This is a genomic window from Schaalia georgiae DSM 6843 (assembly GCF_000429245.1).
GTDB lineage: Bacteria > Actinomycetota > Actinomycetes > Actinomycetales > Actinomycetaceae > Pauljensenia > Pauljensenia georgiae.
On sequence record NZ_KE386870.1, the window covers coordinates 181,932 to 200,574 of the forward strand.

An 18,643-nucleotide genomic window follows, 5' to 3' on the forward strand; every position below is an offset into this window, starting at 1 on the left:
CCACTCCAGCCGACCACGAAGCGAGAACCAGGTGAGTGATTACAAGCGGGTCATAGATCTCACGCTGCGCATGGCCCAGCGCTCCATCTCCTCGGAGTTCAAGGGAACCGCGCTGGGGCGCGTCTGGTCCTTCATCAACCCCCTGGCCACCATCGCCGTGTACGCGCTCATCTTCGGCGTCGTGTTCCGGGGCAAGGCCGACCCGGGGGTGAACTCGGGGCTGACCTCCTTCGCGCTGTGGATCGGGGTGGGCGTCATCGCCTGGAACTTCATCTCCAGCGGAATCCAGAGGGGCATGGACTCCCTGGTGGGGAACGCGGGACTGCTCACCAAGGTGTACTTCCCCCGCCAGGTGCTCGTATACTCCACGGTGCTCGCCCTGGCCTACGACTTCGCCTTCGAGTTGGTCGTCATCGGAATCGTCATGCTGGTCGCCGGCGGTCCCGGCGTCCTCCTCATGATCCCATTCGTGATCGCGGTCACCGTCCTCGCCTGCCTGTTCGTCACCGGCATGGGCATGGTCCTGGCCATCGCGTCCGTGTACTTCCGCGACATTTCGCACCTGTGGAAGATCTTCAACCAGATCTGGATGTACGCCTCGGGCGTCGTCTTCTCACTGTCGATGCTCAACGACGTCCAGAACGAGCTGTACGAGCAGGGGTGGAGGATCGGCGGCGAGCCCCTGCCGATCGTCACCCTCTTCCGCCTCAACCCCGCCGAGCTCTTCCTCGAGGCCTACCGCTCGTGCCTCTACGGCTTCGCCAACCCCTCGTGGAAGGTGTGGCTGGGGTGCGCCGGCTGGGCGCTGGGCGTCTACGCCCTGGGGGTCCTCGTCTTCAAGCGCTTCTCGGCGCGGATCGTGGAGGAACTGTGATGACGAACGCCATTTCCATCTCGGAGGTCTCCAAGCGCTTCCGCATCTACAAGAACCGCAACCAGTCCCTCAAGGGCGCGTTCCTGCAGCGCTCCCGCGCCCAGTTCGAGGAGTTCTGGGCGCTGTCGGACGTGTCCTTCGACATTCCGCAGGGCAAGACCTTCGGCCTACTGGGGCACAACGGCTCCGGCAAATCCACCCTGCTCAAGTGCATCGCGCGTATCCTGGCCCCCGACAAGGGCTCCATCGCCACGACCGGCCGCATGGCCGCCATGCTGGAGGTCGGCTCCGGGTTCCATCCGGAGTTGTCGGGCCGTGAGAACATCTACCTCAACGGCGCCATCCTGGGGATGAGCCGCAGGGAGATCGACTCGAAACTGGATGCGATCATCGACTTCTCCGGCGTCGAGCGCTTCATCGACCAACCAGTGAAGAACTACTCCTCGGGCATGTACGTGCGCCTGGGGTTCTCCGTGTCCATCCACGTCGAGCCCGACATCCTGCTGGTGGACGAGGTCCTGGCCGTGGGCGACATGGAGTTCCAGAACAAGTGCATGGACAAGTTCGCCCAGCTCAAGGACCAGGGGCGCACGGTCGTCGTCGTCTCCCACGGCCTTGAGCAGATGCGGACCTTCTGCGATCAGGCCGCGTGGCTCGACCACGGGAGAATGGTCGCAGTGGGGACCGCGGCAGAGGTCATCGACACCTACTCCGATGTCGCCCACCACGCGGTCGAAGTGCCCGGCGGTGGCACGCGCTTCGGCAGTGGCGAGGCCCAGATCACCCGCATCGACATCCTCGACGAGGCGGGGGAGAGCGTTTCCCTGGTCTACCCGGGCCAGCGCCTGCGCCTGCGCCTGCACTACAGGGCGCAGGAGCGCGTCGAGGGCCCGGTCTTCGGCGCGTCCGTCGACACCCGGGAGGGCACGTGGGTGTGGGGCCTGCACGGGGTGGACGCCACCTACGTGCCCAGCGCCATCGAGCCGGGGGAGGGGCATCTCGACATCGTGATCCCCCACCTGGCGCTCAACCCCGGGTCCTACACGTTGTCCGCGGCGATCCAGAACCGGGACATGACCGCCGTCATCGACGCCCTGCAGAAGGCGAGGCGCTTCGACGTGCTGCCCGGCCCCGGCATGGAGTCGGGGGGCCTGGTCATTCTGGGCGCCTCCTTCGAGGGCCTCACGCCCTCCGCTCCGATGCTCGACATCCCCAAGCGCGGGAAGGCGGACTTCGACCGCCTCGCGCGACAGCAGGTGCAGCAGGCGGACTCGCTGGCGCAACAGGAGGACCCGCAGGCGAATCCGGACGAATAGCCGTGCAACGGGGTGCGCGGCGGGGGCTGGGGGCGTAGAGTTCGTCTCAGAGCACCCCACAACGGAGACGACCAATGACTTCCCTGCGCCCAAGAGGCATCCTGGCCGCCCTCTGCCTCGTCCTCGCCGTCGGCGTCCTGCCCGTCTCGGCTGCCAGCGCGGATGATTCCGGCTCCCAATCGGGGACCGCGGGATCCTCCGGACCCTCCCCCCGGGCGGGGGAGGGCGGCGGGCAGTCCGGCGCTCCTACCGCCGACCCTGCCCCCGCGAGCGGCCCTGCGGCAGCGCCCGACCTCACCGGACGAGGGGCGTGGGTGAACGAAGGGGCGCGCTGGTGGTGGCGCAGCTCCGACGGGGGCTACCCCGCCTCGCAGTGGGCGCGCATCAAGGGCTCGGTCTATTCCTTCGACGCCTCCGGCTACATGCGCACCGGCTGGTACCGCGAGGACGGCGCCTGGTACTTCCTGACCCCGTCGGGTGCGATGGCGACCGGTTGGGTGCAGGACGCGGGCGACTGGTACTACCTGGATCCGGCGACCGGGGCCATGGCTGTGGGGGACCTGCAGGTGGGTGGGTCCCGGTACCACATGGACGCCTCGGGGGCGATGCGCACCGGGTGGGTGAGCAGTGGGGACGGGTGGCGTTTCTACGCGCCGTCGGGCGCGATGGCGACCGGTTGGGTGCAGGACGCGGGCGACTGGTACTACCTGGATCCGGCGACCGGGGTCATGCGCACCGAAACCCTCGTACTCAACGGGCGCACCTACGAGTTCACCCCCTCCGGCGCCTGGATGGGGTACGAGGCACCCGCCGGCTACCTGCAGCCGACCGACCACATCACCGGTCTGGGAGGGAGCACGAACACCCTCACCTGGGGCATGAACGGCATCAAAGTGATGATCGTCCAGCGGCGGTTGGGCATCTGGCACACCATGAAGCTCGCCAGCGTCGACGCCTCCTTCGTCACGGCGGTGAAGAACTTCCAGTGGCGCGCGGGCCTGTCCCAGACGGGCGTCGTCGATGAGGAGACGTGGAACGCGATGGGAACGGGCTGGCCGTGGACGGTCGACCAGTACCAGGCCCAGCCGGTGCCGCTGACGGCCCGGCGTTCCGAGCGCGTCGAGGCGATGATCGGGTACGCGTGGAACCAGACCGGCACCCCGTACACGTGGGGTGGAGCCGGGCCGGCGGGCCTGGGCTACGACTGCTCCGGACTGGTCCTGCAGTCCCTGTACGCGGGCGGCATGGACCCCCAGCCCATCGACGTCATCAAGCACGGGTGGCCCGACTACCGCACTTCCCAGGAGCTGTACGACTACTCGGGCTTCCAGCACGTCCCGCTGTCGCAGCGCCAGCGCGGGGACCTCGTCTTCTACACGACCGGCGGGTCGGTCACCCATGTCGCCATCTACCTGGGCGACGACATGGTGGTGCACACGGACTGGATGGGGCGCCCGGCCCGGATGCAGTACATCACCGTCGGATACGGGTGGGACCGTATGACGTGGGACGTGGTTCGTCCGTTCCCGTGACCGGGCGCCTTCCGCCGCGGGCGATGGCGCCCGGGCGCGCGCTCTCGGCGGCCCGGGCTCCAAGCGCTTGCGGCCCGCGGGGCCGACGGCTAGAACAGCACGGGCCAGTGCGGCATGCACTGGGTGAGGGCCGTGTGCGCGTCGGCGACATCGGCCACGGCCTGCTCGTACTCGGGGTTCGGTGCGGGGACGCGCCCGGCTTTGAGGTCGTCCTGGGCCTGCTGCTCATCGGCGTACTCGGGGACTGCGCCCGAGGAGAGCCGCTGGCCCACCTGGACGTAGGTGTGCAGGGCCTCGACGGCGTGGCGCGAGGCGTCGTCCGTGGCGGCCGCCTTGAACTCCGACTTCCACGGGTCCGAATCGAGGAGCGCGGTGAACGCCTGCCACACCTGCTGCGGGTCCGCGTCGGCGCTGGCCCCTAAGGCGGGCCCCTGCCGGGTGAGCGCCGCGAAGGCCTGTCCTTGGGACGTGGTCTGGACGGCCCGTGTGAAGACCTCGTCCATCGCGGCGCAACCGCCGGAGGCGGGCTCGGCCTGGGGCAGCTGGCCAGTCGACTGGGGGACGGGGGAGGCCGCGGTGCCGGACTGGACGGCCGGGTCCGGGGAGGAGCAGGCGGGGGCGAGGGCGGCGCAGCCGACGGCCAGCGCGGCGCAGAAGCGGGCGGACGCGCGCACGGCCGCTACCTCTGCCGTATCCTGCGGATGGCGCGAACGGGCAATCCTACGGTCCTCTTCACGGCGTTCCGCAATGCGTTCTGGGACTCCACCTGGGCGCGCAGCGCGGCGACCTCCTGGCGCAGCGCGTGCACTTCGTCGTGCAGGGACGCCAGCGTCTTCGCCATATCGGCGTGGATCAAGTCGAGCGCGGAGTGGACGCTCCCGTCCGCGCGGCGCAGCTCAGCGCGGGTCCGCCGGTACAGCTCAGCGCTCAGCAGCGCTTGGCCGAGGTCGGGGCTGGCGGGGTCCTGTGAGGCGAGGGCGGAGCGGAGGTAGCGGTCCCGGATGCGCAGGTTGTCCCACGCGTGGGCCTTCGCGTCGGTGACGATGGAGTTGCCCAGGTCCTCGTCCGCGGTGTCGCGGTGGTGCCACTCGGCCAGGGGCGGCCCGTCGATGAAACCGACGGGGGTGGTCGCCAGGAGTCGCAGGTTGAACTCCCAGTCCGCCTGGGTCGCCAAGGTGCCGTCCCAGTGCCCGATTCGGTCGGCGACGCACCTGCGGATGAGCTGGGAGATGGGCGGGGCGTAGTTCTCGACGAGGGTGTCCACCAGGGACAGCCCGGAGCTGTCGGCGGACAGGGGCTCCCTTTCGATCTCAGTGCACTCGCCGTCTGCGCGAACGCGTTCGCGCACGATCTCGCAGCGCGTCGTCACGCCCCCCATCTCGGGGTGGGCGTCGAGGTGGGCGACCGTCTCCTCCAAGAACCGCGGGTGCCACGCGTCATCGTCGTCATGGACGGCGAAGTACTCCAGCGCGGAGGCGGCGAGCCCCGACTCGAGCGCCGCCTCGCGCCCTTCGGAGGTCTCGTTGGTCACCAGTTCGACGCGCTCGCGCAGCCCAGGATCCTGGGCGTCGATGACTGCCTGGACCTGCTGCTCGTCGCCCGCGTCGTTGACGACGACGACCCGGTAGCCGGTGAAGGTCTGCGCGCCGATGGAGGCGAGGGCACGGGCGAGCATCTTCGGGCGGTTGCGCGTGCGGAGGACGATTGTGACTTTGTCACTCATGGGTGGGCTCCTGCGTCGGGGAGGGGGCTGAGGAGGGGGCGTCGGAGGCGGGGGAGGGGGGTGCGGTCCCGGCGTCCGTCCCGGCTGCTGGTTCGGGGCACCTGGTCCCGGGGCCGGCGGTCCCGGCTGTGCCTTCCACGCCCCCGGTCCCGGAGCCGGGGGAGTCGGCCCCTGTGGGCTGGGCGCCTGGGGCGGGGGAGGGAGCTGCGGGGCTGGTCCCATCCCTGGTGGCGGCTCCCTCGGCCCCGGTTCCGTCCCCGGACCCGGTGGGCTGGGCGGCGGACACGGCGGACGGCGCCGGTGCCGGCCCGGCGGCCAGCAGGCGCAACGCGATCACGACGGCGGCGACGTAGGCCGCCGAGGCCAGGGCCCACAGGGCCATCGGCGACAGGGGCATGCCCGCCCACCACCACTCCACCTTGCGGTTGAGGTTCGCGGGTGCCAGCCACCCCGTGAGCGCGTCGTGGATGAGGCCGTTGGTGTAGCGCGCGATCGTGGTGTGCAACGCGGACGCGTTGACGACACCGGTGGCGACGACGAAGAGGACCAGGTGGGTGCGCGAGAAGCGCTGCTGCCCGCGCCCGATGGCCAGCCAGAGCAGCAGCCACACCCCCAGCAGGGGCAGGGCGTAGCGGGAGTGGTAGCCGCCCAGGTTCGGGAAGGTGGGCGGAGTGGCGATGAGGATCGGGATGCCCGCCATGGCGCCGAGGACCACGACGACGGACGCGGCCTTGCGCCACGTCATGGCGTGCCCGCCGATGAGGACGCCGACGCCCAGCAGCATGAGCCCCAGGACGACGCACGCCCCGGGCAGAGGGGTGTCGCGCCAACCGGGCCCCGAGTACAAGCCCGCGAACCCGGCGAAGTACTCCGGCAGGTAGCGGATGTTGCTGATGGCCACCGCGAGGCGCTCCGACAGCGACACGGTGGCGCTGGACGAGGCGATGGTGCTGGCCTGGCCGCCGCCCGCCATCAGCCACACGCCGATGGCGCTGAGCACCGACGCTCCCGCGATCTCGACGATCCTGTCGCGGCGCCCGACCGCGATGAGGACCCCCAGGGAGACGACGAACACGTAGAAGGCGGCGTCCCCGCGCGACCCGAAGCACAGGAGGGCGCCGACGAGGGCGATCCCCAGTAGCGCCCACCGCCGCCGCCCGTCGGAGCGCAGCGCGCCGAAGAGCCCCGACCCGTAGGCGAAAACGCCCGTGATCGCCCATGACGACGGGTTGTTCGAGGCGATGAAGTAGGCGCCCATGGGGATCCACGCCAGAGTGATCGCCAGGAAGAGCCCCTGGCGCATCGAGGCGGGGGCGAGCGCGCACACCCCGCCCAGCAGCGCCAGCGCGATGAGCACGTTGACCACCCGCATGTGCCACGCGGACGCCTCCACGGAGTCCCCGGCGAGGAGGTGGTGGAACTGGTAGAAGCCGTAGGGGTACGCCCCGTCGTTGTACCTGTACGACGGGAACATCATGGAGTCCGAGTAGTCGTCGATGCACGCGTGGGACTTGTCCGGGCTGAACGCCTCGCACTGGGCGTGCGAGGTCGTGACCGGCGCCATCACGTACACGTCGCCGTCGATGGTGGTGGTCTCGCAGCCCGAGGAGGCGATGGGCCGGGGGCACCATGTGGACACGAGGTGGTAGTCGTCGTCGGGGGCGGATCCCGGTGAGGAGGCGAAGACCCATCCGAGCCCGGCGATCAGGGCGCTCACTGCGAGCGCGGCGACCAGCAGGGCGCGCGCGGGGCGGGAGGGCGCCCGCGGAACCGGGGGGTGGTCGGACATGGGGACCTCGCAGATTCGTCAGTGGGTGGGTATGCGACAAATCTACCCTAATGGCCCCTATGGGACGCGCGCGGCCCCGGGGCCTTTGCCCGCGCGGGCGCTGGCGGCGCCCCGGTGGGGCATAATGGGCTCAGCACGCCCCAGCGGGGGCCGCGTCCGCATGCGCTGAAGACCGAAGGAAGTACACCATGAAGATCGTTGTGACCGGCGGGGCCGGATTCATCGGAGCCAATTTCGTCCACACCCTGCTGGAGGACCACCCCGGCGTCGACGTCGTCGTCCTGGACAAGTTCACCTACGCGGGCAACCGCGCCTCCCTGGCGGACGTTCCAGCGGACCAGGCCGCCCGCCTCACCGTCGTCGAAGGGGACGTCGCCGACGCGGACCTGGTCGACGGCGTGGTCGTGGGGGCGGACGCGGTCGTCCACTTCGCCGCCGAGTCCCACAACGACAACTCCCTGCTGGACCCCTCGCCGTTCATCCAGACGAACCTGGTCGGCACCTTCACCCTGCTGGAGGCCGTGCGCCGCCACAAGGTCCGCTTCCACCACATCTCCACCGACGAGGTCTACGGCGACCTCGAGCTGGACGACCCCGCGAAGTTCACCCCGACCACCCCCTACAACCCGTCCTCGCCCTACTCCTCCTCCAAGGCCGGATCGGATCTCCTCGTGCGCGCGTGGGTGCGCTCCTTCGGCGTCGAGGCGACCATCTCGAACTGCTCCAACAACTACGGCCCGTACCAGCACATCGAGAAGTTCATCCCCCGTATGATCACCAACCGCCTTCGCGGAGTGCGCCCGCGCCTGTACGGCGACGGCCTGAACGTGCGCGACTGGATCCACGTGCGCGACCACAACACGGCCGTGTGGGAGATCCTCATGCGCGGGCGCGTCGGCGAGACCTATCTGATCGGCGCCGACGGCGAGACCAACAACCGCGAAGTCGTCGCGATCCTCAATGAGCTCATGGGGTACCCGGCCGACGACTTCGACCACGTCACCGACCGCCCGGGCCACGACCTGCGCTACGCGATCGACAACTCCAAACTCGTCACCGAACTCGGCTGGGCGCCCCGCTTCACCAACTTCCGCGACGGCCTGGCTGACACGATCGCCTGGTACACGGGCAACGAGGCATGGTGGGCGCCCCTGAAGGAGGCCGTTGAGGCGAAGTACGCGGCCGAGGGGCACTGAGGCGTTGGCAGCGAACGCCGGCCCCGGGTCCCGCGGGCCCGAGGGCGACGGCTGCGCAGCCCGCCACGTGCAAGGCGGCGGCCCGCAGGGCGCCGCCCCCGGTTCCCGTCGCCCCGAGGGGGGCCTCCCCCGCGTGAGCGTCCTCATGGCGACCTACAACGGCGCCTCCCACGAGGGCCGTTGGCTGCGCGAGCAGGTCGATTCCATCCTGGGCCAGCAGGGCGTCGATGTGCGCCTGGTCGTCTCCGACGACGGGTCCACGGATTCCACGGTGGATCTGCTCACCCGCTGGTCGGCCTCGGATCCGCGGATCCGGGTCCTGCCACGGCGGCAGGGGGAGCCGGGGGTCGCGGGCAACTTCCTGCACCTGTTCACCACCCACGACCCCGACGGATCCTTCGTCGCCTTCACCGACCAGGACGACGTGTGGCACCCGGACAAACTGTCCAGCCAACTGGAGCTGATGAGGAGCCGGGGCGCGGACGCGGTCTCCTCCAACGTCATGGCCTTCCGGTGCGACGAGGACGGTTCCGTGCGCGACCGGCACCTGATCCGCAAGTCCGGCCCCCAGCGCCGGTGGGACTACATCTTCGAGGCCGCTGGGCCGGGCTCGACCTACGTTTTCTCCCCCGATGCGCACCGCCGCCTCGTCGGCGCTCTGGCGCGCTTGGACTCGACGGGGATCGACGTGCACGACTGGTACCTCTATGCCCTGGCGCGCGCTCTGGGCGCCACGTGGGTGATCGGCGAGGAGCCGACCCTGGAGTACCGTCAGCACGACTCGAACGTCCAGGGCGCCAACTCGGGGGCGGGAGCGACCAGGGCCCGCATGGAGAAGCTGCGCTCGGGTTTCTACCGGCGCCAGTTCATCCTGGTCGCCCAGGCGTGCCTGAGCGTCGGCTCCTACGACCCCAGGGAGCGCCGCGCCCTGGAGTCGTTGGCGGCCAACCTCCGCTCGACCTCGGTGTGGTCCCGCTTCGCCTTCGCGCTGCGCTTCGCGCGGATCAGGCGCCAACTGACCGAGGGGATCAAGCTGGCGGGGGCCCGCGTGCTGGGCGTGTGGTAGCCCCTGGGGAACCACGGCTCCCGGAATCTTCCACCCGAGTCAGACGTTTACGACTCTCACCAGCGGATTTATGCTTTGCGTCTCTATTGAGGTCCGAATGCGCCCACAATTGGCGAGTGATCCTGCTCGCTATGGTTGCTGAATATTGAAAACTGTCCACCAATGCGCTGCTTCGTCGGACCCGCCGAGGGGGCCCAGAACTCCGTCAACAGGCCTGTGGGTAAAACTGACCGCCCGAATCCCGACAGGTCGGTCAAACAAATATCAATGGTTACTGGGCATGTAAATTGTGATCGGCCCCTCCATCCCCTCCGCCGCCAGGAGGGCCTGGGCGTCGATGGGCCCGTGGTGTGTGGGGTTGATGACGACGACGGACCGCCCGCGGGCCCATTGGTCGAGGACCTGCCCGGGGCAGTGTCGGGCGCTCCATAGCAGCGCGACGCGGTCCCCGGCCGGTTCAGGGTGCGGGTGGGAGCCTGCCAGGGCCTCGTCCAGAACCGCTTCGACCAGGTCGGGGGCGGGGTGGTCGGGCGCGTCGGACTGTGCGCCGATCTCCTGGAGGGCGTCGAGTACGCCCTGGGGGAGTGGTCCGTCCCAGGCGAAGGCGAGGTGGGCGGCGGGCTGGGCGAGGGCGTGGGCGCCGGCCGCGGCGGCCCGTGCGAGCAGGCCGTCGACGTCCGCGCCCACGACGACGTCGCCGGGCAGGAGGCGGGGGGTGTCCAGGATCTCCCAGCCCAGGCACCTGGCCGTGACCTCCCACAGGATCTGCTGCCACGGCTCGATCCTCGTGTGGAGGCGGGCGGGGTGGGGCTCCTCGTCGCCGAAGAGGGGCGCGCCCGCCTCGTTCTGGAGGTAGTTCGCGATCTTGGTGATCCAGCGGGCGGTGACGGGGCCGCCGAGCTCGACGCGCTCGGCCGAGTAGACGGTGAGGGCCGGGCCTGACCGTGCGTTCAAGCATGAAGCCAGTTTTGTGACACTAGACACGATAATAGTATTATTTAAGGGCATGAACTAACTATAACCAAGGTCCCACCCTTTCTGAGTATCTAGTAACTTGATAACTGTTACCCCTATACGCAATTTTACCAGAAGGTCAAGTCGAACGATGAAAGTCTCAATATCGTCTAACAACTTGACGAAGGGGCAATGACACGCGTGTAATTCTCTTGTATATCGATTCGTTATGAAGGAGACGCGCCAGTGTGGAACATCTTCGGTGACGGGCCCATCGATTGGTCTGATCCAGCTGATGACGAGCTCTACGCTCGCGTCGATGGACCCCTCGCTTGGCAGGCCCACGCCCTCTGCGCCCAGACCGACCCCGAGGCGTTCTTCCCGGAGAAGGGTGGATCGACGCGGGAGGCCAAGGCTGTGTGCCAGTCCTGCGACGTGCGCGAGGAGTGCCTGGAGTACGCCCTCGCCAACGATGAGCGCTTCGGGATCTGGGGCGGTCTGTCAGAGCGTGAGCGGCGGCGCCTGCGCCGCATGGCGGGGTGAGTAGCCAAGTCCTCGGCCATGTGGCCGCGCTAGTGGTCTCGCGCGGGCGCAGTGCCGATTGCTCCGAGGTTCTGCGGGCCATCGTCGAGCAGACGGTGGCCCCCGCCTCGGTCACCGTCATCGATGTCGCGGGCAGGGGGACAGTGCCCTGGGATGCCACTGTGCTGCCCGAGGGTGTGCGCCTGGTCCGCGTCGGCCGGGCCAAGAACCTTGGCGACGCCGTCCGCAGGGCCGTGGACGAGGTTGCGGGGTCGTCCGGGGCCTTCGTCGAGAGCCGCTGGTGGTGGGTCCTCCATGACGATTCTGCCCCTGAGAACACCTGTCTCGCCCGTTTGTGGCGTGTTGCACAGAGCGGTCGTACGATCGGCGCAGTCGGCCCCAAACAACTCTCCTGGGACGGCTCCCACCTGCTCGAAGTCGGCGTATTCGCGACCCGCAGTGCCCGCCGCCTCGAGCGCGTCCGCCCCGACGAGATCGACCAGGGCCAGTACGACGGGACCACAGACGTCCTCGGCGTCGGCACTGCGGGTATGCTCATCGACTCGCGCGCGTGGGACGCCGTCGGCGGCACCGACCCCGCCCTCGGTCCCTTCGGCGACGGCCTCGACCTCGGGCGCCGCCTCCACCTGGCCGGGTACCGCGTCGTCGTCGCCCCCGGCGCCCGGCTCCGCCACAGGAGGCGGTCCCTGGCTCCCGCCGCCGACGCCGACTCGGGAAGGGGCGGGCCGCTCCAGGACCCCGATGACCTGCCGGGCCGCCAGGACGAGGACGCCTCCTTCCGCAGGCGCCGGCGCGCCCAGCTCTACAACTGGATGAAAGCCGTTCCCGCATGGCAGGTCCCCCTGCTCATGGCGTGGCTCCTCATATGGTCCCCGGCGCGCGCCCTCGGGCGCGTCGTCACGGGCGCCGGGCACCTCGCCCTCGCGGAAGTCGGCGCGTGGCTCTCCGTCGTCCTCGCCACGGGGCAGCTCCTCGTCGGCCGGTTCCGCGCCTCGCGGACCCGGACGGTGCCGCGCTCAGCGCTGCGCGCCCTCGAAACGCGCCCCCGTGCCCTGGCCCGCGAGCCCGACGCGGCCCCCGACAACGACCCCGAGGAGCGCATCGACCCGTTGGTCGAGTCCTCCCAGCGCCGCTACCGGCTCTCCGCGATGGCGGCCCTCCTGAGCGCCCTCGCCGTCGCCTCCATCGGCGCGGCGCTCACCTGGTGGGGGTCCGGCCAGGGCTTCGCCGGCGGCGCCTGGGCGAGCCTGCCCAGCCGCTGGCCGGACCTGTGGGAGGCCGCCTGGGCGTCATGGATCCCCGGCGGGGACGGCTACCCGGCGGCGCCCGACCCGCTGCTGGTTCCGCTGGCCGTCCTGAGCTGGCCGCTCTCCCTCATCGGCGCGACCCCCGGTTCCCTCGCCGCGTTCGTCCTCGTCGCGGCCGCGCCCCTGGCCGTCCTCGCCGCGTGGCCGGCCACCAGGCTCATGACGGCCCCGCCGTCCCGACGCGCCCTGCTCAGCCTCCTGTGGGCCTGCCTGCCGCCCCTCGTCCTCAGCCAGTTCCACGGGCAACTCGCCGCAGTCGCCGTCCACCTGGCCGTCCCCGTGCTGGCCTGCTCGTGGGCGCGCCTGGCGGGCGCCGACCCCCAGCTGGTCGTCGACGGAGCCGACGGGCCCACTCCTGTGCCCGGGATCCGCCTGCGCGGCGCGCACGGAAGGGCGGCGCTGGCGGCGGTCGTCATCGCGGCCGCGGCGCCGTGGGCGCTGATCGCCACCACTGCCGCAGGAATCGCCGTCTCCAGGCTCCGCGGCGCCGGGGGGAGCCGGCCGGGCGTCCCCCTGCTGGCCACCCTGGTGCCCGCCTGGGCGCTGCTCGCGCCCACCCTGGGCTCCATCGCCGCACACCCCTCCGCGTGGCGCGCCCTCGCCGCCACCAGCGGCGGCGCCCACGACCACACCCCGGCCCAGGGGTGGCAGGCCGCCCTCGGGCTCGCCGCCGCGCCCGCCTCCCAGGTGGAGACGTGGGCACTGGCCCTCCCCTTCGCCCTCCTCGCCCTGTGGGCCATCGGCGCCGCACTCGGCGCGCTCAGGCGGGGCGACACCGCCCCCAGCGGCCTCGTGGGCCTCGCGCTGATGTGCGTGGCAGGCGCCCACGCCCTCTCCCTGCTCTCCGTCGGCCAAGACGGCGGTGCCGTCGTCCACGCCTGGTCCGCCCCCGCCCTCACCCTCGCCTGCGCCCTGTTCGCCCTGGCCCTGGCGCGCTCGGCGCGCCCCTCGGAGGAGCCGTGGGACTCCGCTGCCCTCAAACGCACCGGGCGCCTGGCACTGGCGGCCTGCCTGGTCCCGCTGCTGGCCATCGCGTGCGGCGCGTGGGAGCGCTCGGCCCAGGAGAGCGCCTTCGCCGGTGCCTCCACCTACACGATGTCCCTCGACGAGCACGTCCACGCCGTGCGCTCGCCGCTGGTGCCCGCTGTGAGCGCGCAGGCCGCCCTGTCGTCCCGCGCCGGGCGGATCCTCGTCCTCACCGGTAGCCCGTCGGACACCCTGACCGCCCAGATCTGGCGGGGCAACGGCAGGGCGATGACCGAGGGCAGTCCCCTCACCCGTGCCCTCGCCCTCGCGCGCTCGCGCGCCGCCGCCCAGCGGGGGGAGATCGACGACCCGGCGACCGCCTCGCTGGCCGGCCTGGCACTCACCCTGGTCGTCTACCCCGACGAGGCCACCGCCACCGCCCTGGCCGACCACGGGATCGACACGATCCTGGTGCCCCTGGGCGCGCCCGGGGGCGACGACATCGCCCAAGGCCTCGCGCGCGCGCCGGGGCTGGAGAAAGTGGGCGACACCGACGCCGGGGCCGTGTGGCGCCTGCGTCCGGACGGCGCGCAGAGCGCGCGGGTACGGATTCTGGCCACCGGCGGTGGATGGGCGAACGTTGGTTCCACCAACCTGACGACCGACGGAGCGGTCGAGGCGAGCGGCCCCACCGTGACATTGGCCGAACGCGCCGATAGCGGATGGCGGGCCACCCTGGACGGGCGCTCCCTGGATCCCGTGGCCAGTGCCGACGGCTGGAGCCAGAGCTTCGCCCTGGTCGGCGCGGGGCGCCTCACCATCGTGCACCGCGCGTGGTGGACCTACCCGTGGTGGGCCGTCAGCGGCCTCGCGCTGGTGGTCGCCGCAGCCGGATCCGTGCCGTTGAGGAGGCGGTCATGAGAAGACCACCCGCTCCGCTCGCCGCCCTGGTGGCCGGTGCCGCATGCGTCGGCCTGGTGGCCTCGGCGCAGGCGTGGGCGCCCGCCCCGCGGGCCGAGTCCGCACCCACGGCCTCCCTGGACGTGGCGCCCAGCTCCGTCACCCTGGCCTGCCCTCCCGGCGTCACCAACCCCTTCAAGACCGATCAGAGCGCTCCCGGGGGCGCCTGGTCCACCACCAGCGCCGTGCCCCTGACGCCCGCGCCCGCCACGGTCACCGAGTCGGGGACCGGTGCCGGGACGCCGATCCCGTCGGCCTTCGTCGTCGCCGGGCAGGGAGGGGGCGAGCTCGCAGGCCTGTCGGTGACGGGCTGCTCGACCCCGATGTCCGAGCAGTGGCTCGCCGCCGGGGCCACGACCTCCGGCTCCGACGTCGTCCTCACACTGGCCAATCCCTCGGCCACAGCGTCCTTGGCCTCCATTGAGGGCTACGGCGGATCCGGGAAGATCGGCGAAGGAGCCCAACAGGTGCGCGTGCCAGCGGGGAAGTCCGTGTCCGTGCTGCTGGCGGGGTGGTTCCCGGACGAGACGAACCTGGCCGTGCGTGTGAGCGCGGACGCGGGAGGAGTCGCGGCGTGGGCCCAGACGTCCGTCATGGACGGGGAGATCCCGCAGGGGGCCTCGTGGGGCCCGTCCGTGCGCCCCTCCACGACCACCGTGATCCCGGGGATCGAGGCGGGCGCAGGGTCCTCCCTGCGCATCGCCGTGCCGTCGGCCGAGGCCGCCTCGGTGTCCGTCACCGTCCACGACGACTCCGGGTCGGCGCCACTGCCCGCTGGGGACGTCACCGTCGACGGACGCACCGCCATCGACATCCCCCTCGACGGGATGACGCGCTCCAAGGAGCCCGTCGCGCTCTCCATCGCCTCCGACCACCCCGTCGTCGCTCAGGTGACCTCCGCCCGCATCGGGGCGCCGTGGACGGATCCCGCACAGGCATGGGTGTCGCGCTCCGTCGTCTCGCCAGCGTCCCCGGTGGCGCGCGCCTCCCTGCCCGGGGCGAAGGACGTGACCGCGCTGGTCAAAGCGCAACTCGCGGCCGATCCCCTGCGCGCCACATCGGTTGACACGCCCTCCGGTGTCGATGCCGTCCGCGTCCGGATCACCCTGCTGGCCAACGGGGCGGACCAGGTCGACGCCAGCGTCGGCGGGCAGGCGGTCCAGCTCAGCCCCGGAACCCCCCAGACGATCGACCTGCCCGCTTCAGGTGGGACCCTCACCGCGACCGCGCCGATAACGGCGGCGCTCGTCGTCGAGGCCGACACCCCCGTCGGCACCCTCCACGCGGCGTGGAGCATCGGGACCCTGGGCATCACCGCGACGACGGCCCGCGTGGCCGCCGAGGACTAGGGCGCGCCCGCGGGAGAGCCCCGCACGAGCGCACCGGCGCGCGTTGTCGACACCGTGAGGGGGTCGTCGACACCGCGAGGGGGATATAACGCGCGCTGGTGTCGATAACTCGCGCTCACGCAGTAGTGCTCGTCGCCGTTGGCAACGGTCGTCGTCGCGGATCGTGCGCGCCGACGCGGCCGCCCCCGTCAGCGCGCCCGAACGGCCGCCGCTACCGCAGCAGGTCGTCGATCTCGTCGGGCGGCAGTGCTAGGACGTGCGAGATGCGCTCGACGAGCAGGCGCCTCGTGACGCCCTCGACCTCCGCCGGCGCGCAGCGCAGCGCCAGGGGAAGCCTGTACACCACGATCCGGTCGCGCAGGCCCCTGCGTCGGTCGGCCGGGAAGATCCGCGCCAGGACCACTGAATGCGACTCCCACGGGGCCGGGTCCGAGGGCGGTACGTCCTCGGTGGCGAACTCGATCGAGGAGACGGCCGGCCACCGGTCGGCCAGTTCGGCGACCAGGGACGACACGAGCAGATCGAAGTCCTCGCGGCGGGTCCGCCAGGCGGGGGTCCCGGGGAAGAACAGGGGACTGCGGGAACCGCGGCCATGGCGGTCGCGGGCGGATCTGCGGCGGACGGAGGGGCGCACCCACCCAGCCTACGGGCCGTGCCCCACGGGCGCCCCCAACGCGGCCCAGGTGTCGTACCCTTGTGGGGTGATTGCGGCCAGACATTGTTCGAAACCCGGGTGCTCGCGCGGCGCGGTGGCGACCCTCACCTACGATTACAAGGACTCCACGGTCGTGCTCGGCCCCCTGGCGACGGCCGCAGATCCCAACTCCTACGACCTTTGCGACGAGCACGCCGAGCACCTCACCGCCCCCCGCGGGTGGCAGGTGGTGCGCCTCGCGACCAACTTCGAGCCCGCGCCGCCCTCGGGCGACGACCTTCTGGCACTGGTGGACGCGGTGCGCAGGGCCGCCGAGGCGGGGCGCGACGCGCAGGCGGGCCCGCCCGAGGCCGGACCCGCCAAGCCCGGGCCCTACGCGGCGCGCTCGGTGGGCGCCCCCGACACCTCCAGCCCCCTCGACCCCTCGTCCCCCTACGCCAAACGCCGCGCCCAGTTCCGCGTCGTGGCCGCCGACGACGGCGAATGAGCCCGCCCGGGACGGCGCGCTAAGCGGTTGGGGGGATCCCGAACTGCCCGGCGGTCGCCCGGTCGAGGCGCTCCTGGGCCGCCGCCACCCGCGTCCTCTCCCTGCGCCAGTCCTTGTCCCTCCCGACGACCAGGATGGCCGCGATCACCTGCTCGGGGTGGGCGCCCGCCGGGATCGGGGTCTCCGCGTAGGCGCGCAGGCGCATCGCCAGGTCGGCGCCCCCGGCAGCGCGCACAGCGGGCGCCAGCTCGGCGTTGACCCTCAAGAAGGCGAGGGCCTCGCGGCGCAGGGCCCCGTCCACAGGGAGGACGACGGCGGTCGACGCCCAGGCCGCCAACGCGGGCGGCATGAGCAGGGGCGGGTGGATGGCGCCCGTCGGCTGGCGCACCACGATCGTGCCGGCCGCGAGGTCGCCCAAGCGCTTCCCCCGCGTCGTGAGGAACATCGACACGAGGGTGGGCAGGGCGAAGAGCGCGAGTTCGATGACGCCGACGAGCCGGCGGACGAAGATGTGCCGCAGGGACACCGGACCGCCGTCGTCGCGGACGACCCTCAAGGAGAATGCCCACTTCCCCAGGGAGGAGCCGCGCGTGAGGGCCTCGACGGCCAAGGGCACCAGCAGCGTCGCCGACGCGATGAGGCAGATCCAGAAGATCTTCTCCTGCTGGGCGGTCGGGTGCCTCCACGAGCGCATCACTATGTAGAGGACGGTCACGGCCGTCGCCCCGTAGGCCGCGAAGTCCACGAAAGCCGACGCGAAACGGTAGGGCGGTTCCGCGGGAATGATATCGAGCTCCACCGCCTCGCCGGTGCGGACCGATTCGGCCGAGAGGTCGATCGTTGCTACACGTGAAGCGCTCATATGTGACACGCTAGCGTAATGGACATCGACGCGTTGCGGGTTTCCCACGAGCGGACGTGGAACCGCCTCCACGACCTGGCCGCCCGGCGGAGGCTCTCCGGGGCGGACATCGACGAACTCGACCGCCTGTACCGGCTGACCACCTCCGACCTGGCCCGCATCCGCACCACGGATCCCACCTCGGAGCTCATTGGACCGCTGTCGAGGGACCTCGCCTCGGCGAGGGGCCGCCTCACCGGCACCCCGGGAGTGGGTCTGGCCACCATTTCACGGTACTTCTCCGTGGCGCTGCCGCGCGCCCTCTACAGCATCCGGTGGGTCGCCGTGGGCGTCGCCCTGGTCTTCAGCGCGATCGTCGCCCTCTACGTCGTCCATATGGAGACCCGCCCCGACCTCTACGCCGCCCTGGGGAGCCCGTCGCGCTTGCGGGCCATCGCGATGACCGACTTCGTCCAGTACTACTCGCAGGGGACGGAATCGGAGTTCGCCTCGTCCGTGTGGGCGAACAACGCGTGGATCAGCGCCCTGGCGGTGGCGGGGGGCATCACCGGGGCCTTCCCCCTCTACCTGCTGTGGTCCAACGCGCTGAACATGGCGCTGACCGCGTCCATCGTCATCCACTTCGGGGGGATGTGGCACTTCTTCCGGTACATCCTGCCCCACGGCCTGCCGGAGCTGACGGCCGTCTTCCTGGCCATCGCGGCGGGACTACGGATCTTCTGGGTGATGCTGGTACCAGGGCCGCGCACGCGTGTCGAAGCGCTGGGGCGCTGCGCGCGGCAGACGGCCACCGTCGTCGGGGGAGTGACGATCCTGCTCGCCGTCTCGGGGGTCCTCGAGGGCTACGTGACCCCCTCGGACCTGCCCGACGCGATCCGCGTCGGCCTGGGCGCGCTGACCGTCATCGCCGTGTGGGTGTACGTCTTCGTCGTCGGCCGCCGCGCCCACAGGGGAGTCGACGACGGTGACGTGGAGGACCCGGGGTACTACCAGCCGGTCGCCGGGTAGGGGCCGGGCCGTCGGCGGGCGGGGGAGCACCCGGCCGCCCGCGGAGGCGGAGGCGC

Annotated in this window: 16 protein-coding genes; 10 read left to right on the forward strand and 6 right to left on the reverse strand. The window is 71.3% G+C overall.

Annotated features, from left to right (window positions below; all coding sequences use genetic code 11):
* Positions 1 to 31 precede the first annotated feature (31 nt).
* The 3 genes from G447_RS0109315 (at position 32) to G447_RS0109325 (ending at position 3,722) form a co-directional block, all read left to right on the forward strand.
* Positions 32 to 874: an ABC transporter permease gene (locus G447_RS0109315; protein ID WP_026430844.1), complete on the forward strand. Its 843-nt coding sequence runs from the start codon at positions 32 to 34 to the stop codon at positions 872 to 874.
* Positions 874 to 2,190, forward strand: coding sequence for an ABC transporter ATP-binding protein (locus G447_RS0109320; protein ID WP_026430845.1), 1,317 nt, complete (start codon positions 874 to 876; stop codon positions 2,188 to 2,190). Before G447_RS0109315 ends, G447_RS0109320 begins: the two co-directional genes overlap by 1 nt.
* 74 nt (positions 2,191 to 2,264) lie before the next feature.
* The gene (locus G447_RS0109325) at positions 2,265 to 3,722 is read left to right on the forward strand and encodes an NlpC/P60 family protein (RefSeq protein ID WP_026430846.1); all 1,458 of its coding nucleotides are present in this window, start codon (positions 2,265 to 2,267) and stop codon (positions 3,720 to 3,722) included.
* 89 nt (positions 3,723 to 3,811) lie between these two features.
* On the opposite strand, the gene G447_RS0109330 is transcribed toward G447_RS0109325, so the two are convergent.
* From G447_RS0109330 to G447_RS11505, 3 genes are read right to left on the reverse strand one after another with little or no spacing between them, the layout of a single operon-like run.
* Entirely contained in the window at positions 3,812 to 4,396 is a 585-nt protein-coding gene (locus tag G447_RS0109330) for a hypothetical protein (protein ID WP_026430847.1), read from the reverse strand.
* A gap of 5 nt (positions 4,397 to 4,401) precedes the next feature.
* The gene (locus G447_RS0109335; RefSeq protein WP_026430848.1) at positions 4,402 to 5,445 is read right to left on the reverse strand and encodes a glycosyltransferase family 2 protein; all 1,044 of its coding nucleotides are present in this window, start codon (positions 5,443 to 5,445) and stop codon (positions 4,402 to 4,404) included.
* Complete coding sequence (locus G447_RS11505; RefSeq protein WP_026430849.1) at positions 5,438 to 7,234, reverse strand: DUF2142 domain-containing protein; 1,797 nt, start codon at positions 7,232 to 7,234, stop codon at positions 5,438 to 5,440. The genes G447_RS0109335 and G447_RS11505 overlap by 8 nt, the downstream gene beginning before the upstream one ends.
* A 188-nt stretch (positions 7,235 to 7,422) precedes the next feature.
* On the opposite strand from G447_RS11505, the gene rfbB reads away from it, so the two are divergent.
* Entirely contained in the window at positions 7,423 to 8,430 is a 1,008-nt protein-coding gene (rfbB, locus tag G447_RS0109345; protein WP_026430850.1) for a dTDP-glucose 4,6-dehydratase, read from the forward strand.
* Between the two features lie 133 nt (positions 8,431 to 8,563).
* Positions 8,564 to 9,496: a glycosyltransferase family 2 protein gene (locus G447_RS0109350; protein ID WP_026430851.1), complete on the forward strand. Its 933-nt coding sequence runs from the start codon at positions 8,564 to 8,566 to the stop codon at positions 9,494 to 9,496.
* Positions 9,497 to 9,760: 264 nt separating this feature from the next.
* On the opposite strand, the gene G447_RS0109355 is transcribed toward G447_RS0109350, so the two are convergent.
* Entirely contained in the window at positions 9,761 to 10,450 is a 690-nt protein-coding gene (locus G447_RS0109355) for a hypothetical protein (protein WP_051226308.1), read from the reverse strand.
* Positions 10,451 to 10,723: 273 nt separating this feature from the next.
* Between G447_RS0109355 and G447_RS0109360 the strand changes: the two genes are divergently transcribed.
* From G447_RS0109360 to G447_RS0109370, 3 genes are read left to right on the forward strand one after another with little or no spacing between them, the layout of a single operon-like run.
* Complete coding sequence (locus tag G447_RS0109360) at positions 10,724 to 10,993, forward strand: WhiB family transcriptional regulator (protein ID WP_424133809.1); 270 nt, start codon at positions 10,724 to 10,726, stop codon at positions 10,991 to 10,993.
* Positions 10,990 to 14,187: a glycosyltransferase gene (locus G447_RS12780; RefSeq protein ID WP_026430853.1), complete on the forward strand. Its 3,198-nt coding sequence runs from the start codon at positions 10,990 to 10,992 to the stop codon at positions 14,185 to 14,187. The genes G447_RS0109360 and G447_RS12780 overlap by 4 nt, the downstream gene beginning before the upstream one ends.
* The gene (locus G447_RS0109370; RefSeq protein ID WP_131295740.1) at positions 14,184 to 15,575 is read left to right on the forward strand and encodes a DUF5719 family protein; all 1,392 of its coding nucleotides are present in this window, start codon (positions 14,184 to 14,186) and stop codon (positions 15,573 to 15,575) included. The genes G447_RS12780 and G447_RS0109370 overlap by 4 nt, the downstream gene beginning before the upstream one ends.
* Positions 15,576 to 15,786: 211 nt before the next feature.
* On the opposite strand, the gene G447_RS0109375 is transcribed toward G447_RS0109370, so the two are convergent.
* The gene (locus G447_RS0109375) at positions 15,787 to 16,209 is read right to left on the reverse strand and encodes a metallopeptidase family protein (RefSeq protein ID WP_026430855.1); all 423 of its coding nucleotides are present in this window, start codon (positions 16,207 to 16,209) and stop codon (positions 15,787 to 15,789) included.
* A 67-nt stretch (positions 16,210 to 16,276) separates the two neighbouring features.
* On the opposite strand from G447_RS0109375, the gene G447_RS0109380 reads away from it, so the two are divergent.
* A complete protein-coding gene (locus G447_RS0109380) occupies positions 16,277 to 16,717 on the forward strand; it encodes a DUF3499 domain-containing protein (protein WP_026430856.1) in 441 nt (146 codons plus the stop codon).
* A gap of 19 nt (positions 16,718 to 16,736) precedes the next feature.
* Here the strand turns inward: G447_RS0109380 and G447_RS0109385 are convergent, their stop codons facing one another.
* Positions 16,737 to 17,579 (reverse strand): RDD family protein, encoded by an 843-nt coding sequence (locus G447_RS0109385; RefSeq protein WP_034476985.1) that lies wholly within the window; start codon positions 17,577 to 17,579, stop codon positions 16,737 to 16,739.
* 18 nt (positions 17,580 to 17,597) lie between these two features.
* Here G447_RS0109385 and G447_RS0109390 point away from each other — a divergent pair, with 18 nt between their 5' ends.
* Complete coding sequence (locus G447_RS0109390) at positions 17,598 to 18,587, forward strand: stage II sporulation protein M (protein ID WP_026430858.1); 990 nt, start codon at positions 17,598 to 17,600, stop codon at positions 18,585 to 18,587.
* Positions 18,588 to 18,643 lie beyond the last annotated feature (56 nt).

What these genes read in the sequence shown, in the direction of transcription:
- G447_RS0109390 (WP_026430858.1), top strand. Translation starts at nt 17,598, where the DNA reads ATGGACATCGACGCGTTGCGGGTTTCCCACGAGCGGACGTGGAACCGC.
- G447_RS0109320 (WP_026430845.1), top strand. Translation starts at nt 874, where the DNA reads ATGACGAACGCCATTTCCATCTCGGAGGTCTCCAAGCGCTTCCGCATC.
- G447_RS0109335 (WP_026430848.1), bottom strand. Translation starts at nt 5,445, where the DNA reads ATGAGTGACAAAGTCACAATCGTCCTCCGCACGCGCAACCGCCCGAAG.
- G447_RS0109385 (WP_034476985.1), bottom strand. Translation starts at nt 17,579, where the DNA reads ATGAGCGCTTCACGTGTAGCAACGATCGACCTCTCGGCCGAATCGGTC.
- rfbB (WP_026430850.1), top strand. Translation starts at nt 7,423, where the DNA reads ATGAAGATCGTTGTGACCGGCGGGGCCGGATTCATCGGAGCCAATTTC.
- G447_RS0109325 (WP_026430846.1), top strand. Translation starts at nt 2,265, where the DNA reads ATGACTTCCCTGCGCCCAAGAGGCATCCTGGCCGCCCTCTGCCTCGTC.
- G447_RS11505 (WP_026430849.1), bottom strand. Translation starts at nt 7,234, where the DNA reads ATGTCCGACCACCCCCCGGTTCCGCGGGCGCCCTCCCGCCCCGCGCGC.
- G447_RS0109370 (WP_131295740.1), top strand. Translation starts at nt 14,184, where the DNA reads ATGAGAAGACCACCCGCTCCGCTCGCCGCCCTGGTGGCCGGTGCCGCA.